The sequence below is a fragment of the Pseudomonas sp. FW305-70 genome, from assembly GCF_058783925.1.
In genome coordinates, this window is record NZ_JBYSYZ010000001.1 from 188,724 (window position 1) to 204,411 (window position 15,688).

General features: G+C 60.4%; 14 protein-coding genes. 9 read left to right on the forward strand and 5 right to left on the reverse strand.

From position 1 onward, the window contains the following. Positions 1-28: 28 nt before the first annotated feature. Entirely contained in the window at positions 29-2,182 is a 2,154-nt protein-coding gene (locus AC3WN7_RS00905; protein WP_102673304.1) for a mechanosensitive ion channel family protein, read from the forward strand. Between the two features lie 131 nt (positions 2,183-2,313). Here the strand turns inward: AC3WN7_RS00905 and phnR are convergent, their stop codons facing one another. Then, positions 2,314-3,027 carry a phosphonate utilization transcriptional regulator PhnR gene (gene phnR / locus AC3WN7_RS00910; protein WP_095964006.1) on the reverse strand — a complete coding sequence of 238 codons (714 nt, stop codon included), beginning with the start codon at positions 3,025-3,027 and terminating at the stop codon, positions 2,314-2,316. Positions 3,028-3,390: 363 nt separating this feature from the next. On the opposite strand from phnR, the gene AC3WN7_RS00915 reads away from it, so the two are divergent. The 6 genes from AC3WN7_RS00915 to AC3WN7_RS00940 all read left to right on the forward strand — a co-directional run bounded on the left by AC3WN7_RS00915 (position 3,391) and on the right by AC3WN7_RS00940 (position 8,813). Further along, complete coding sequence (locus tag AC3WN7_RS00915) at positions 3,391-4,455, forward strand: ABC transporter substrate-binding protein (RefSeq protein ID WP_095964005.1); 1,065 nt, start codon at positions 3,391-3,393, stop codon at positions 4,453-4,455. 178 nt (positions 4,456-4,633) lie between these two features. Further along, positions 4,634-5,440: an alkaline phosphatase family protein gene (locus AC3WN7_RS00920; RefSeq protein ID WP_095964004.1), complete on the forward strand. Its 807-nt coding sequence runs from the start codon at positions 4,634-4,636 to the stop codon at positions 5,438-5,440. Between the two features lie 5 nt (positions 5,441-5,445). Beyond that, complete coding sequence (locus tag AC3WN7_RS00925; RefSeq protein ID WP_165824810.1) at positions 5,446-6,282, forward strand: ABC transporter permease; 837 nt, start codon at positions 5,446-5,448, stop codon at positions 6,280-6,282. Next, entirely contained in the window at positions 6,269-7,069 is an 801-nt protein-coding gene (locus tag AC3WN7_RS00930; protein WP_095964002.1) for an ABC transporter permease, read from the forward strand. The genes AC3WN7_RS00925 and AC3WN7_RS00930 overlap by 14 nt, the downstream gene beginning before the upstream one ends. Continuing rightward, on the forward strand, positions 7,066-8,055 hold the full coding sequence (locus AC3WN7_RS00935; RefSeq protein ID WP_095964001.1) for an ABC transporter ATP-binding protein: 990 nt from the start codon (positions 7,066-7,068) through the stop codon (positions 8,053-8,055). The genes AC3WN7_RS00930 and AC3WN7_RS00935 overlap by 4 nt, the downstream gene beginning before the upstream one ends. Before the next feature lie 104 nt (positions 8,056-8,159). Then, positions 8,160-8,813 carry an HAD family hydrolase gene (locus AC3WN7_RS00940; protein ID WP_102673307.1) on the forward strand — a complete coding sequence of 218 codons (654 nt, stop codon included), beginning with the start codon at positions 8,160-8,162 and terminating at the stop codon, positions 8,811-8,813. A gap of 113 nt (positions 8,814-8,926) precedes the next feature. Here the strand turns inward: AC3WN7_RS00940 and AC3WN7_RS00945 are convergent, their stop codons facing one another. Then, positions 8,927-9,889, reverse strand: coding sequence for a zinc-binding dehydrogenase (locus tag AC3WN7_RS00945; protein WP_102673308.1), 963 nt, complete (start codon positions 9,887-9,889; stop codon positions 8,927-8,929). Positions 9,890-10,027: 138 nt separating this feature from the next. On the opposite strand from AC3WN7_RS00945, the gene AC3WN7_RS00950 reads away from it, so the two are divergent. Next, complete coding sequence (locus AC3WN7_RS00950) at positions 10,028-12,109, forward strand: carboxy terminal-processing peptidase (RefSeq protein ID WP_173862036.1); 2,082 nt, start codon at positions 10,028-10,030, stop codon at positions 12,107-12,109. Positions 12,110-12,254: 145 nt separating this feature from the next. Beyond that, positions 12,255-14,039 (forward strand): bifunctional diguanylate cyclase/phosphodiesterase, encoded by a 1,785-nt coding sequence (locus AC3WN7_RS00955; RefSeq protein WP_102673310.1) that lies wholly within the window; start codon positions 12,255-12,257, stop codon positions 14,037-14,039. 510 nt (positions 14,040-14,549) lie between these two features. Here AC3WN7_RS00955 and AC3WN7_RS00960 read toward each other — a convergent pair. The 3 genes from AC3WN7_RS00960 to AC3WN7_RS00970 are packed head-to-tail and all read right to left on the reverse strand — an operon-like array spanning position 14,550 to position 15,667. After that, on the reverse strand, positions 14,550-14,957 hold the full coding sequence (locus tag AC3WN7_RS00960; RefSeq protein ID WP_102673311.1) for a hypothetical protein: 408 nt from the start codon (positions 14,955-14,957) through the stop codon (positions 14,550-14,552). Continuing rightward, positions 14,958-15,329 carry a hypothetical protein gene (locus tag AC3WN7_RS00965; RefSeq protein WP_003223109.1) on the reverse strand — a complete coding sequence of 124 codons (372 nt, stop codon included), beginning with the start codon at positions 15,327-15,329 and terminating at the stop codon, positions 14,958-14,960. Beyond that, complete coding sequence (locus tag AC3WN7_RS00970) at positions 15,326-15,667, reverse strand: helix-turn-helix domain-containing protein (RefSeq protein WP_007974980.1); 342 nt, start codon at positions 15,665-15,667, stop codon at positions 15,326-15,328. Before AC3WN7_RS00970 ends, AC3WN7_RS00965 begins: the two co-directional genes overlap by 4 nt. Between the last annotated feature and the right edge of the window lie 21 nt (positions 15,668-15,688).

Below are 15,688 nucleotides of genomic sequence, written 5' to 3' on the forward strand. Positions count from 1 at the left end.
ATCCGCTCCTTGCGAGGTTGACCGCCTAGTGTTCGCTCGTCTTTTTGCCCTTCCGTATTTTTTCCTTGCCTGCCTGATGCTGCTGCCAGTGGCACCTGCCCAGGCGGCCGGCCTGCCAAGCCTGCTCGGCGGCCAGGCCAAGGCACAGCCCGAAGCACAGGAACCGCTGGGGCAGTCCCTGGACGAAGTGATCAAGTCACTGGAAAACGATCAGCAACGCACCCAGCTGCTGGCCGATCTGAAAAGGCTGCGTGACACCACCAAACAGGCCCAGCCGATTACCGAAGAAGGCGTGCTGGGCCTGATTGGCGGAACCCTGGCCACGATCGAAAAGAAATTTTCCGGCGACGACAGTCCGCTCACGCGCTGGTCCAGCGAGTTCGACCAGGCCCAGGAAGAGTTGATGGCCCTGGCGCTGCCGGCCAATGAATGGCTGCCGATGCTCTTTGCGTTCGCCATGATCCTGATGGTCTGGAGCCTGCTGGCCGCCGCGCTGATCTGGATCAGCCACCGCGTGCGCATGCGTTTCGGCCTGACTGAAGAACTGCCGCAGCACCCCCGTGCCCTGGACATGTTGCGCTTTGCCTTGCGCAAGCTCGGGCCATGGCTGATCGCCCTGGTGATCACGATCTACATGAGCTATGCCCTGCCCTCGTCCCTGGGCAAAAGCCTGGCCATGGTGCTGGCCTATGCATTGGTCGTCGGCACCTGCTTCTCGGCCATCTGCGTGATTGCCTTTTCCCTGCTCGACGGCCCACACCGCCACCGCGCCTTGTACATTCTGCGGCACCAGGCGTTTCGACCGCTGTGGCTGATCGGCAGTTTCGCCGCGTTTGGCGAAGCACTGAGCGATCCAAAACTGGTCGCCAGCCTCGGCAGTCATCTGGCCCATACGGCAGCCACGATTGCCAACGTCCTGGCAGCCTTGTCCACTGCGCGGTTCATCTTGCGTTTCCGCCGCCCGATCGCCCACCTGATCCGCAACCAGCCGCTGTCCCGACGCCTGACCCGCCGCGCCCTCAACGACACTCTGTCGATTCTCGGCACCTTCTGGTACGTGCCGGCGCTGGTGCTGGTGGCCATTTCCCTGTTCGCGACCTTCATTTCCGCCGGCGACACCAGCACGGCCCTGCGCCAGTCGCTGATCTGCACCGTGTTGCTGGTGTTGTGCATGGTCATCAACGGCCTGGTACGCCGCCACGCCCTCAAGCCCCAGCGCGGCATCCGGCGTTACGCCGTGTATTCGGAACGGTTGAAGAATTTCTTCTACACAATCCTCCACCTGTTGGTGTGGCTGGCCTTTATCGAGCTCGGCCTGCGGGTCTGGGGCATGTCCTTGATCCGCTTTACCGAAGGCGACGGCCACGAAGTCAGCGTCAAGCTGTTCAGCCTCGCCGGCACGCTGCTGTTCGCCTGGTTGATCTGGATTCTCAGCGACACCGCCGTGCACCACGCACTGACCCGCTCGCGCAAAGGCCTGGCCAATGCCCGCGCGCAGACGATGATGCCGCTGATTCGCAACGTGCTGTTCGTGGCCATTTTCATTGTCGCGCTGATCGTTGCCCTGGCGAACATGGGCATGAACGTCACGCCCCTGCTGGCCGGTGCCGGTGTGATTGGTCTGGCCATCGGCTTTGGTGCGCAGTCGCTGGTGGCCGACCTGATTACCGGGTTGTTCATCATCATCGAAGACTCCCTGGCCATCGACGACTACGTGGATGTCGGCGGCCACCTCGGTACGGTCGAAGGCCTGACCATCCGCACCGTGCGCCTGCGGGACATCGACGGCATCGTCCACACCATTCCGTTCAGTGAAATCAAAAGTATCAAGAACTACTCCCGGGAATTCGGCTACGCGATCTTCCGGGTCGCGGTGCCGGCCAACATGGACATCGACAACGCCATCAAACTGATGCGCGAAGTCGGCCAGAAAATGCGCACCGATCCGTTGCAGCGGCGCAATATCTGGTCGCCGCTGGAGTTCCAGGGGGTGGAAAGTTTCGAGTCGGGCAACGCGATCCTGCGCGCCCGATTCAAGACCGCGCCGATTAAACAGTGGGAAGTGTCACGAGCGTTCAACCTGTCACTCAAGCGGCACATGGATGAAGCCGGACTGGATCTGGCGACACCACGGATGAGCATTCAGGTAATGACCACCGGTGGTGGCCCGCAGAATGAATAGCCCCTGTAGGAGCGAGCTTGCTCCGGGCGGCGTTCCGACGATGAACTCAAGAACACCGCGTTTTGCCAGTAAACACGCGTAATCGTTAACGACCATCGCGAGCAAGCTCGCTCCTACAGGAAGGTCGGACGCTAGACAACATCCACACCGACATGAATCGCATCATGCCGCCAGAACTCCAGGTCACAGTCGATCAGGCGTTCATGCTGGTCATAATTGACGCGGGCAATCCGTAAGCCCGGGCTACCCGCCGACACCTTCAACGCCGCCGCCGCATCCACCGACAACGCCGTGGGCACAATCTCGAAGCGCACCCGCCCGTAGTGCAAGTCGTAATGCCGCGAATACAACTCGGTGATCGACTGATTCAAATCGAAATCGAGGATGCCCGGAAAGTACTGCGGGTTCAGATAGTGCTCCACATACAGCACCAGCCGCCCGTCGATCCGCCGTGAGCGGCAGATCTGGATCACGCTCGACAGCGCCGGCAATTGCAGCCAGGCACAAACGGCCGCCGACGCCGGTTGCAATCGCGCAGAAATCACCTCGGTGGACGGCACCCGCCCCTGGGCACTGACCATCGCGTGAAAGTGGCTGCGCTGCATCAGGTTGTACGCCAGGCGTGGCGGCGAGACGAACCAGCCACGACGCTCCTCGCGGTAGATTTGCCCCTGCGACTCCAACTGCAACAACGCCTCACGCAAAGTGATCCGCGTGGTGCCGAACAATTCACTGAGCTTGCGCTCGGCCGGCAATTTGCTGCCAGGGGTCAACAGTCCGTGGTCGATCTGCTCCTGAAGCACCTGACCGATGGCTGTTACCGCTTTTGTTGCCTCTTCACGCATCAACGTTTCCTTTCTGGACTAGACCAGCACCAAATCAGGGCAGAACCGCCGCGCAAACCGGCTCATTCAATAGTCTGCAAGCGTAGGCAGCGTAGATGACCGAGATGTGACAAAGCTGCCCAACGGTCGCCATTCTGCGAGCTCAAAAACCTGCAATTCATCGGCCAAGTCCCTTGCCAGCCGAGGCCTTGACCATGGTCTACGCTTATCAGGCCAGTCGCGATACCGCTGAACAAAAAGTCCTCCAGGGCGACGAGCGACATCAAAGTGTCATCCAGCCCCCTTAAATTGGCTCAGGTATTGCTGACCTAGACCAACACAAACCGCAATCGCAGCGTTGAACACGACCCAAGGAGCTTCGGAATGAAAAAGCTTTTCCTGGCATCACTGTTAGGCTCGACCATCGCAATGTGCACTGCCGCCATGGCGGCCGATGATTTGAAAACCCTGGAAGCCGCTGCGAAAGCGGAAGGCGCCGTCAACAGCGTCGGCATGCCCGATGACTGGGCCAACTGGGCCGGCACCTGGAAAGACCTGAGCGACAAGTATGGCCTCAAGCACATCGACACCGACATGAGCTCGGCCCAGGAGATCGCCAAGTTCGCCGCGGAGAAAGACAACGCCAGCGCCGACATCGGCGACGTCGGTGCAGCGTTCGGCCCGATCGCGGTCAAGCAGGGCGTAGTCCAGCCCTACAAGCCTTCCACCTGGGATCAGGTGCCAGCCTGGGCCAAGGACAAGGACGGCAACTGGGCACTGGCCTACACCGGCACCATCGCTTTCATCGTCAACAAGAAGTTGCTGCACGGCTCCGAAGCCCCGACCAAATGGGCTGACCTCAAGAACGGCAAATACAAGGTGTCCATCGGTGACGTGAGCACCGCGGCCCAGGCAGCCAACGGCGTACTGGCCGCGGCACTGGCCAACGGTGGCGACGAGAAAAACCTCAAGCCCGCCCTGGATCTGTTCGCCGACATCGCCAAGCAAGGTCGCCTGTCGATGTCCAACCCGACGATTGCCACCATGGAAAAAGGCGAAATCGAAGTCGGCGTGGTCTGGGACTTCAACGGCCTGAGCTACAAGGCCAAGATGGCCAACCCGGATGACTACGTGGTGCTGATCCCGTCCGACGGCTCGGTGATTTCCGGTTACACCACCATCATCAACAAGTACGCGAAAAACCCGAACGCCGCCAAGCTGACCCGCGAATACATCTTCAGCGACGCCGGCCAGATCAACCTGGCCAAGGGCAACGCCCGCCCGATCCGTGCCGAGCACATCACACTGCCGGCCGACGTGAAGGCCAAGCTGCTGCCTAATGAGCAGTACAAGAAAGTGACGCCGATCAAAGACGCGGATGCGTGGGAAAAGACCTCCAAGGCCCTTCCTCAGAAGTGGCAGGAAGAAGTCATCATCAATATGCAATAACCGGGAAGATCCCCATTTCGGGATCTGATGGTGATCCAAATGTGGGAGCGGGCTTGCTCGCGAAAGCGGACTGACATTCAGCATCGATGTCGACTGACACACCGCTTTCGCGAGCAAGCCCGCTCCCACAGTGGATCGAGTGAGCTTCGAATATCTGTAACACGGAGTTTTTCCCCCTATGAAGCACAACGTTATCCTTGTGGTGCTCGACGGCCTCAACTACGAGGTCGCCCGTCACGCCATGGGGCACCTGCAGGCGTACGTCGGAGCAGGACGTGCGGCACTCTACAAGCTGGAGTGCGAGTTGCCGGCCCTGTCCCGCCCGCTGTACGAATGCATCCTGACCGGCGTTGCGCCCATCGACAGCGGTATCGTCCACAACAACGTTTCGCGCCTGTCCAACCAGCGCAGCATCTATCACTACGCCACCGACGCAGGTCTTGTCACCGCCGCGGCGGCCTATCACTGGGTCAGCGAACTGTACAACCGTTCGCCCTTCGTGGCGGCACGGGACCGCCACACCGATGACCCGCAACTGCCGATCCAGCATGGACATTTCTACTGGAACGATCACTACCCCGATTCGCACCTGTTCGCCGACGCCGAAAACCTGCGCCAGCGCCATGCGCCGCACTTCCTGCTGATCCACCCGATGAACATCGACGACGCCGGGCACAAGCACGGCCTCGACACCCCGCAATACCGCAACAGTGCCCGCTCGGCCGACATCATCCTGGCCGACTACCTGCAAGGCTGGCTCGATGCCGGCTATCAGGTGCTGGTCACCGCCGACCACGGCATGAACAACGACCGCTCCCACAACGGCCTGCTGCCGGAAGAACGTGAGGTGCCGTTGTTCGTTCTCGGCGACGCATTCACCTTCGACGCCGGTGCAGCGCCGAAACAGACCGAGATCTGCGGCACCGTCTGCGAGTTGCTGGGCGCGCCCCACGACAAACCGGTTTGCCGGGAGCTGCTCAAGTGAATGCCATGACCCGCAGTAAATGGCTGGCAGCCTTATGCCTGGTCCCGTTCGCACTGTTCTTCATCGTGTTCGAGATCGCACCGCTGACCTGGGTGATGATCAACAGCCTGCAATCGGAAGAGTTCGGCTGGGGCCTGGCCAACTTCAGCAAAATCTTCAGTTCGAAGTTTTACCTGCAGGCGATCCAGTACAGCCTCGAGATCAGCTTCTGGTCCAGCGTGTTCGGGATCATCATCGCGATACTGGGCGCCTACTCCCTGCGCCGGGTCGATTCGAAACTGCGCAACTTCGTCAACGCCTTCGCCAACATGACCAGCAACTTCGCCGGCGTGCCCCTGGCCTTTGCGTTCATCATTTTGCTCGGCTTCAACGGCAGCTTCACCATCATGCTCAAGCAGGCCGGCATCATCCAGGATTTCAACCTGTACTCGAAAACCGGGCTGATCATTCTCTACACCTACTTCCAGATTCCCCTCGGCGTGCTGCTGCTGTACCCGGCCTTCGATGCGCTGCGCGAAGACTGGCGAGAGTCCGCTGCGCTACTGGGCGCCGACGGTTGGCAGTACTGGCGGCACATCGGATTGCCGGTGTTGACGCCGGCACTGCTGGGCACCTTCGTGATCCTGCTGGCCAACGCCCTCGGCGCCTACGCCACGGTGTACGCCCTGACCACCGGCAACTTCAACGTGCTGCCGATCCGCATTGCGGCGATGGTGTCCGGTGACATTTCCCTGGACCCGAACCTGGCCAGCGCCCTGGCCGTGGTGCTGGTGGCCTTGATGACCCTGGTGACCATCGTGCATCAGTTGCTGTTGAAGAGGAGCTACCATGTCTCGCGCTGAACTCGGGCCCGCCGGTGTCTACCACCGCGTCGTGGTTTACCTGTTGTTTGCCATCCTGCTGTTGCCGCTGGCCGGCACGCTGATCTATTCGATCGCCAGCAGTTGGTCGGCGACCATTCTGCCCAGCGGCTTCACCCTCAAGTGGTACATCCAGCTGTGGAGCGATCCGCGCTTCCTGCATGCGTTCGGGCAATCGCTGCTGGTCTGCGTCGGTTCACTGGTTCTTTCCGTGGTGCTGATCCTGCCGCTGCTGTTTGTGGTGCATTACCATTTCCCGAAACTCGATGCGCTGATGAACATCCTGATCCTGCTGCCCTTCGCCGTGCCACCGGTGGTGTCGTCGGTGGGGCTGCTGCAGCTCTATGGTTCCGGACCGTTCGCCATGGTCGGTACACCCTGGATCCTGATCGGTTGCTACTTCACCGTGGCGCTGCCGTTCATGTACCGGGCGATCACCAACAACCTGCAAGCGATCAACCTGCGCGACCTGATGGACGCCGCCCAGTTGCTCGGCGCCAGTACCTGGCAAGCCGCCTTCCTGGTGGTGCTGCCGAACCTGCGCAAGGGCCTGATGGTGGCGCTGCTGCTGTCGTTCTCGTTCCTGTTCGGTGAGTTCGTGTTCGCCAACATCCTCGTCGGCACCCGCTACGAAACCCTGCAGGTCTACCTCAACAACATGCGCAACAGCAGCGGTCATTTCACCAGTGCGCTGGTGATTTCCTACTTCTTCTTTGTGCTGGTTCTGACCTGGATTGCCAATATCTTGAACAGGGACAAAAGCGAATGAGCTATGTCAGCGTCCAACATCTTCAGAAAAGCTTCGCCGGCACCACAGTGTTCAGCGACATCAATTGCGAAATCCAGAAAGGTGAGTTCGTCACCCTGCTTGGCCCCTCCGGCTGCGGCAAATCCACCCTGCTGCGCTGCATCGCCGGCCTGACTTCGGTGGATGGCGGCAAAATCCTGCTCGATGGTGCCGATATCGTGCCGGTGAGCCCGCAGAAACGCGGGATCGGCATGGTGTTCCAGAGCTATGCGCTGTTCCCCAACATGACCGTGGAGCAAAACGTCGCCTTTGGTCTGCGCATGCAAAAGGTCAATGCCGATGACAGCCAGAAACGCGTCGCCGAAGTACTGAAACTGGTGGAGTTGCAGGACTTCGCCGCACGCTATCCACATCAACTGTCCGGTGGCCAATGCCAGCGCGTCGCCCTCGCCCGCTCGCTGGTGACCCGGCCACGCCTGTTGCTGCTGGACGAACCGCTGTCGGCGCTGGATGCGCGCATTCGCAAGCACCTGCGCGAACAGATCCGTCAGATCCAGCGCGAACTGGGCCTGACCACGATTTTCGTCACACACGATCAGGAAGAAGCCCTGACCATGTCTGACCGGATTTTCCTGATGAATCAGGGAAAAATCGTACAAAGCGGCGACGCCGAAACCCTCTACACTGCGCCGGTGGATGTGTTCGCTGCCGGCTTCATCGGCAACTACAACCTGCTGGACGCCGACAGCGCCTCGAAGCTGCTGCAGCGGCCAATCAACAAGCGCATCGCCATTCGCCCGGAAGCCATCGAACTGAGTCTCAACGGTGAACTGGACGCGCAGGTACGCAGCCACAGCCTGTTGGGCAACGTAATCCGCTACCGGGTCGAAGCCCGGGGCGTGGAACTGGTGGTGGATGTGCTGAACCGCTCGGCGGCCGACCTGCATCCCGATGGTCAGCGCCTGGCGCTTTCCATCGATCCGACGGCCCTGTGTGAGGTAGCTTGAAGGCAGCGGCAAGTTTCAAGCTGCAAGCTTCAAGTTGTAGACTGCTGACCACCTAACCCAATTCTTGCAGCTTGCAGCTTGCAGCTGTTCTCAGAGAGAACCCGATGGCCCTGGCAATTTTTGATCTGGACGAAACCTTGATCCACGGCGACTGCGCCACCCTTTGGAGCGAGCAGATGGGTCGCCTGGGCTGGGTCGACCCCGAGTCGTTCATGCGACAGAACAACGAGCTGATGGATGCCTACAGCCACGGCAAATTGCGCATGGAAGACTACATGACCTTCAGCCTGGAGCCGATGATCGGCCGCACGCCACAAGAGGTCGAGCATCTGGTTGGCCCCTGGGTGGAAGACTACATCGAGCCGATCATTTTCAGTGACGCCACCAAAGCCATCGCGGCACACCGCAAGGCCGGCGACCGGATCCTGGTGATCTCGGCCTCGGGCACCCACCTGGTCCGCCCCATCGCCGAGCGCCTGGGCATCGACGAGATTCTGGGCATCGAACTGGAAGTGGTTCAGGGCGTTTACACCGGCCATACCGTGGGCACCCTGACCTATCGCGAAGGCAAGATCACCCGCTTGCTGGAGTGGCTGGATGCGGAGGAGGAAAACCTCGAAGGCGCGAGTTTCTATTCCGACTCACGTAATGATTTGCCGCTGTTGCTGAAGGTGGATTTCCCCCACGTGGTCAACCCGGATCCGGTGTTGCGCGAGCAGGCTGAAAAGGCCGGGTGGCCGATCCACGACTGGAAATAACCCGGCCCCCCTGTGGGAGCGAGCTTGCTCGCAATGGCGGCGAGTCAGTTGCATTAATATCAACTGACACTCCGCTAATCGCGAGCAAGCTCGCTCCCACAGGTTTCTCGTTGTCAGTTCAGACTCTCGTCAATCACCAACACCACCTTCCCCGCCACGTTATTGCTCGCCAACTCGGCAAACGCTGCCTCGGCATCCTTGATCGGGAATGTCCTGGCCAGTTGCGCACTCAAGCGCCCCTCGGCGAACAACGGCCACACGTGCAGGCCCAGATCGCTGAACAGATCTGCCTTGAACTGATCATCCCGGCTGCGCAGGGTCGAGCCCAGCAACTGCACGCGCTTGGCCAGCACCTGGGCCAGGTCCAGCTTGGCCTCGCGCCCGCCCATCAGACCGATCAACACCCAGCGACCATCCTGAGCCAGCAACTTCAGGTTCAAGGCCGCGTAATTGCCGCCCACCGGGTCGAGAATCACGTCGAACGGCCCCAGATCCCGCAAGCCCTCCAGATCACCGTTACGCACCACGCCGCCCTGGGCACCCAGCGCTTCGCAGTACGCCAGTCGCTCGGCAGAGCCGACGCTGACCCAGCACGGGTTACCGAAGGCCTTGCACAGCTGAATGGCCGCTGAACCAATGCCACTTGCTCCGGCATGCAGCAGAACTTTCTGTCCCGGCTTGAGCGCAGCCAGTTGAAACAAATTCAGCCAGACTGTTGCATAAACTTCGGGCAATGCCGCCGCTTCGACCAGTGACATTCCGTCGGGAACCGGCAATACATGCCGCCCGTCGACAACCACCTCTTCGGCCATCCCGCCCCCGGCCAGCAAGGCGCAAACCCGATCGCCCACCTGCCAGGAGGAGCCGGCGCCGACCTCGCTGATGACCCCCGAGCACTCTAGACCGAGCACCTGGCTGGCCCCTGGCGGTGGCGGATAAAGACCGGCTTTCTGCAACAAATCGGCACGATTGAGGCCCGCTGCCGCCACTCGAATACGAACTTGCCCTACATCGCATGCAGGACCGGGTTCATCAACCCATACCACTTGACCGTCAACGCCTTGCAATGCTTTCACAGTGCCTCCATAGTGAGTCTGGACTGAGCCCGAAGCTGTATCGCCGGGCTTTTTGCATTATGCGACCGGCTCCCAAAGAGCCGGCGACTTCAAAGACGGCCTAATATGCGTTATCAATTGTCCCCGCGTCGAATCAGCATGAAGCATCTGTTCCCCAGCACTGCCCTCACCTTATTCATCGGTATCGGCTTGCTGCCGCTGTCGAGCAATACATTCGCAGCCAATAGCTGGGACAAGCTTCAACCCGATCGTGACGAAGTGATCGCCAGTCTGAACGTCGTGGAATTGCTCAAACGCCACCACTACAGCAAGCCGCCACTCGATGACGCGCGCTCGGTGATCATCTACGACAGCTACCTCAAGCTGCTGGATCCATCGCGCAGCTATTTCATGGCCAGCGACATTGCCGAATTCGACAAGTGGAAGACGCAGTTCGACGACTTCCTCAAGAGCGGCGACCTGAACGCCGGGTTCACCATCTACAAGCGCTACCTGGATCGTGTAAAGGCGCGTCTGGACTTTGCCCTTGCCGAGCTGAACAAGGGCGTCGACAAGATCGACTTCACCGCCAAGGAAACCTTGCTGATCGACCGCAAGGACGCCCCTTGGCTCAAATCCACCGCGGAACTCGACGACCTGTGGCGCAAACGCGTCAAGGACGAGGTCCTGCGCCAGAAGATCGCCGGCAAGGATTCCAGGCAGATCCAGGAAACCCTGACCAAGCGCTACAAGAACCAGCTGGCGCGCCTGGACCAGACCCGCGCGGAAGACATCTTCCAGGCGTACATCAATACCTTCGCCATGTCCTACGACCCGCATACCAACTATCTGTCGCCGGATAACGCGGAGAACTTCGACATCAACATGAGCCTGTCCCTCGAGGGCATCGGCGCCGTGTTGCAGAGCGATAACGACCAGGTGAAAGTCGTGCGTCTGGTGCCGGCAGGTCCGGCGGACAAGACCAAGCAGGTGGCACCGGCAGACAAGATCATCGGCGTTGCCCAGGGCAACAAGGAAATGGTCGACGTGGTGGGCTGGCGCCTGGACGAAGTGGTCAAGCTGATCCGTGGTCCGAAAGGCACCGTGGTACGCCTGGAAGTGATCCCGGCCAGCAATGCGCCGAACGACCAGACCACCAAGATCGTGCCGATCACCCGCGAAGCGGTGAAGCTCGAAGACCAGGCCGTGAAGAAATCGGTCTTGAACCTCAAGCAGGACGGCAAGGACTACAAGCTCGGCGTCATCGAGATCCCGGCGTTCTATCTGGACTTCAAGGCCTTCCGTGCCGGCGACCCGGACTACAAGAGCACCACCCGCGACGTCAAGAAACTGCTGACCGAACTGCAGAAAGAGAAAGTCGACGGCGTGGTCATCGACCTGCGCAACAACGGCGGCGGCTCCTTGCAGGAAGCCACCGAGCTGACCAGCCTGTTCATCGACAAAGGCCCGACCGTGCTCGTGCGTAACGCCGATGGCCGTGTTGACGTGCTGGAGGATGAAAACCCGGGCGCGTTCTACAAAGGCCCGATGGCGTTGCTGGTCAACCGCCTGTCCGCTTCGGCTTCGGAGATTTTTGCCGGCGCCATGCAGGACTACCACCGTGCACTGATCATCGGCGGCCAGACCTTCGGCAAAGGTACCGTGCAGACCATTCAGCCACTCAACCATGGCGAGCTGAAGCTGACCCTGGCCAAGTTCTACCGGGTTTCCGGACAGAGCACCCAGCATCAGGGCGTCTTGCCGGACATCGATTACCCGTCGATCATCGACACTAAGGAAATCGGCGAAAGCGCCCTGCCCGAAGCCATGCCGTGGGACACCATCAAGGCGGCGATCAAGCCGGCGGTCGACCCATTCAAGCCGTACATTACGCAACTCCAGTCCGAGCATGACGTGCGTACGGCCAAAGATGCAGAGTTCGTATTCATCCGCGACAAGCTGGCCCTGGCGCAGAAACTGATGGCCGAAAAAGCCGTCAGCCTCAATGAAGTCGAGCGTCGTGCCCAGCACGCCGACATCGAAGCCAAACAGCTGGCCATGGAGAACATCCGTCGCAAGGCCAAGGGCGAAGAACCGCTCAAAGAGCTGAAGAAAGAAGACGAGGACGCCCTGGCGGCCGAGGACGACAAGACCAAACCGGAAGACGACGCCTACCTCAGCGAAACAGGGCGGATTCTGCTGGACTACCTGAAACTCAATACGGCAGTGGCGAAGCACTGAGTGCTTACAAACAGGTGATGGCAATTTAATGCTAACGCCCTCCGGGGCGTCATCAAACAGTCATCATTCTGTCGTGAAATACGGGACTGGCGTGCTCCTTGTCGAAAGGGACCACGCCAGTCCTTTTTTATCGCCAGAGATCGCCATGACCACAACCGAACAACTGAGTGCATTGAGCTCGATCCTGACTCAAGGCGGTTTGCACAGTTTGTTCCAGCCGATCATCAGCCTCTCTGAGCGACGCGTTCTCGGCTACGAAGCCCTCAGTCGCGGGCCGTCCAACAGCCCTCTGCACTCCCCTGTTGCGCTGTTCGCCGTCGCCCGTCAGGCCGGTCGTTTGAGCGAGCTGGAAATTGCCTGCCGCCAAAGCGCTTGCCGACGCTTCAATGAACAACAACTGCCCGGCCTGTTGTTCCTCAACGTATCCCCCGAATCCCTGCTCGAAGCGGCCCATCAACCGGGACGCACCCTGCAATTGCTGCAGGACTTCGGCATTGCGCCGAGTCAGGTGGTCATCGAGCTCACGGAACAGACGCCAACGGATGATTTCCAGCTGCTGCAAACCGCCCTGCATCACTATCGGGCGATGGGATTTTCGATTGCGCTGGACGATCTGGGAGCGGGTTATTCGAGCTTGCGTTTGTGGTCCGAACTGCGGCCGGATTACGTCAAAATCGACCGGCATTTCATTGATGGCATTCATCAGGATGCGCTCAAGCGCGAGTTCGTCGGCTCGATCCTGCAAATCGCCAAGGCCTCGCGGGCGCAAGTCATAGCCGAAGGTATCGAGTTACCGGAAGAGCTCACGGTACTGACCGAGATGGGCGTCGATCTGGTCCAGGGCTATCTGCTCTGTCGCCCCCAGGAACACCCGCCACGGGATGCCCGGGCAATGATGCCCCGCCAGGACAGCACCAGCGTTGTACTGAGCGAAGACGGCAGCGACCTCAGCGCACTGCTCAACGAGCAACCCGCCGTGAACCGGGACACCCCGACCGCCACGGTGCTCGAAGCCTTTCGCCGCCAGGCCAACCTGAACTCGCTGGCGGTCCTGGATGCACAGGGTCAGCCTTGCGGTATCGTCCATCGGCATTCGCTCTCCGATGCCCTGCTCAAGCCCTTTGCCACCGATCTGTTCGCCCGCAAACCCATCAGTCGCCTGATGAACGATGACTTCCTCGCCGTCGAGCTGAGTCAGTCGCTGCAACAAGTCAGTCGCCTGATCACAGGCCGTGCCCGCCAGCGCATCGAAGAAGATTTCATCATCACCCTCAATGGCGGCTATCTTGGGCTGGGCCGCGTGATAGACGTACTCAAACTGATTACCGAACTGAAGATCCAGCAAGCCCGCTATGCCAACCCGCTGACCTTGCTCCCAGGCAACGTGCCGATCCAGCAATGCCTGACGCGTCTGCTGCAACAGCAACGGGAATCGGTGATCTGCTACGTGGACATCGATAGCTTCAAACCCTTCAACGACATCTACGGCTATGGCCGCGGCGACGAAGTCCTGTTGTGCCTGGCGCAATGCCTGAACGACCGCATCGACCCGTCCCGCGACTTTGTCGGCCACATTGGCGGTGATGATTTCCTGCTGGTGCTCGGCCCGGAAGACTGGCGCAAACGATTGAACCAGTTGCTCGACGACTTCCAGAGCCAGTGCCGGCGCTTCTACCGCAGCGAGCACCTGGAAGCCGGCTGCTTCATCGCACCGAATCGCCAGGGCATGCGGCAGGAGTTTGCGCTGTTGTCGCTGTCGATCGGCGTGGTGCATCTTCATCCACAGGCCTGTGGACAACTCGATGCGAGCCAGCTGGCGGAAATGGCGTCACAAGCCAAGCACCATGCGAAGAATGTGCAGGGGTATAGCGTGCATGTGATTGACAGCCGGGTGGTGCAGGAACGTGAAGGTGCTTGCCTGATGGGGTAGCGGTGATTGGCAGGACGCCTTCGCGGGCAAGCCCGCTCCCACAGAAGAGCAGAGCAAAAGCAGATCCGCGTCCCCCCACGCTCCTCACCATTCAACAGGCCGAGCGTTAGCTCGCCTGCCGCTCTTGATCTTGATCCACCCGCCCCCTCGGCAGGCTGAGCGGAGGTGTTCATCCGGGGATGGGCGCGCAGCGCCATTCGACGCAGTCGAACTCATTGCATGTAGGTCGAAGCGAAGCCGACCGGAGGGCAATGCCCCCGGATGAATACCGGAGCGAAGGAACCCCGAGCCTCAGCGAGGGGCCGTACGTAAGGGGCGAGCGTTTTTTGCTTCCTTTTTTAGGCGCTTGTAAAAAAGGGAGTCGCCGTAAGGGCGAAACCATAAGCCGCCGTTACCGAAGAAACGGATATGTACACAGTCAACAAAAGACAAGCAGCCTTCGCGAGCAGGCCGCCTTGCAGACAGGCGCAGGACAACTCCCCAAATAGCCATCCCCCCGCCAGCCCAGGGCTATAGCTCAGACTCGCGAGACGCCAGCTCTTGCAACTTGATCGGCGCCAACGGATGCCCGGCCTTCGCCGCGATCTCCCAAAACCGAGCCGCTTCAAGGGGATCCGGCGCCTTGCTCGCCGTCCCGGCCAGACAGATCACGCCAACCTGATAAGCCGCCTTGCCATCGCCCGCCAACGCCGCCAGGCGCAACAAACGCGCGCCCTCTTCACGAGCGCCGAGGCCGACACCGCGAAACGTCAGGATGTGCCCATAGAAGCTCTGGGCGCCGACGTCGCCCAGGTTGGCCATGCGTGCAAACTGGCCTTCGAGCCAGCGCCAGCCCTGCGGCTGGCGAACAAACCACGACCAGTGAAACAACCGGCGCGCGAGCCAGTACCCGGCTCGCGCCTTGAGTTGCAAAAACATTCAGGCCTCGGCCGATTCCGGGTATTCGTACTCGAACACCCGCACCACTTCCGAAGCGTGCCAGGACGCGGCAGCAACGCCGTCCGACGGCCCGGAAAAACGCCCGAGACGCTCGACACACTCAAAGAATCCGGTGCGCGGCAAACGGCTGGCGCCCTGACTGATCACCAGCGAACTGCGCAATGGCTGCTCCGCCTTGGCGTCCAGAGCCGCCAGATGCTCAAGGGCCGCCGTCAGGGTCTGCATGGCCGGGGTCGGCAACTGCAAACGCTCCAGCAATGCCCGATACGTCAACAGATGGCGCTGGCGCCGCGCCTGATCCAGTTCGCCCAGCAATCCGTCCCAGTGTTGACGGCTGATGCGTACACTCACGATTCATCCCTCCATCCTGGCACCGTCAATTCCCAAGCCAGGCTGCGGCGAATCGCGGCGTCGGGCAGACGCTCGCCACTTTCGATCATGGCCAGGTAAGACGGGCTGATGCCTACCGTGCGGGCCAGCGCCTCGATGGCGATGCCCTTCCCCTCGCGCAAACTGCGTAGTTGATCCAGACCCGGAAGAATCGCGTCTGGTGTCGCCGCCTGAGGCTTCGTGGCTTGAGGCGACGCTTGCTCCTTGATACCCGCTGCTTTCAATAACGCCTGATATTGAGCCCATGGCAGAACCGCATACTCGGGCTCGCCTTCGCGTGTAATTATCTGAATATCCATCACTACCCCGTAGGACAACAA

Coding starts and splice junctions, on each gene's coding strand:
- AC3WN7_RS00955 (WP_102673310.1), top strand. CDS start 12,255: ATGACCACAACCGAACAACTGAGTGCATTGAGCTCGATCCTGACTCAA.
- AC3WN7_RS00930 (WP_095964002.1), top strand. CDS start 6,269: ATGTCTCGCGCTGAACTCGGGCCCGCCGGTGTCTACCACCGCGTCGTG.
- AC3WN7_RS00925 (WP_165824810.1), top strand. CDS start 5,446: ATGACCCGCAGTAAATGGCTGGCAGCCTTATGCCTGGTCCCGTTCGCA.
- AC3WN7_RS00940 (WP_102673307.1), top strand. CDS start 8,160: ATGGCCCTGGCAATTTTTGATCTGGACGAAACCTTGATCCACGGCGAC.
- AC3WN7_RS00970 (WP_007974980.1), bottom strand. CDS start 15,667: ATGGATATTCAGATAATTACACGCGAAGGCGAGCCCGAGTATGCGGTT.
- AC3WN7_RS00920 (WP_095964004.1), top strand. CDS start 4,634: ATGAAGCACAACGTTATCCTTGTGGTGCTCGACGGCCTCAACTACGAG.
- AC3WN7_RS00935 (WP_095964001.1), top strand. CDS start 7,066: ATGAGCTATGTCAGCGTCCAACATCTTCAGAAAAGCTTCGCCGGCACC.
- AC3WN7_RS00915 (WP_095964005.1), top strand. CDS start 3,391: ATGAAAAAGCTTTTCCTGGCATCACTGTTAGGCTCGACCATCGCAATG.
- AC3WN7_RS00960 (WP_102673311.1), bottom strand. CDS start 14,957: ATGTTTTTGCAACTCAAGGCGCGAGCCGGGTACTGGCTCGCGCGCCGG.
- phnR (WP_095964006.1), bottom strand. CDS start 3,027: ATGCGTGAAGAGGCAACAAAAGCGGTAACAGCCATCGGTCAGGTGCTT.
- AC3WN7_RS00950 (WP_173862036.1), top strand. CDS start 10,028: ATGAAGCATCTGTTCCCCAGCACTGCCCTCACCTTATTCATCGGTATC.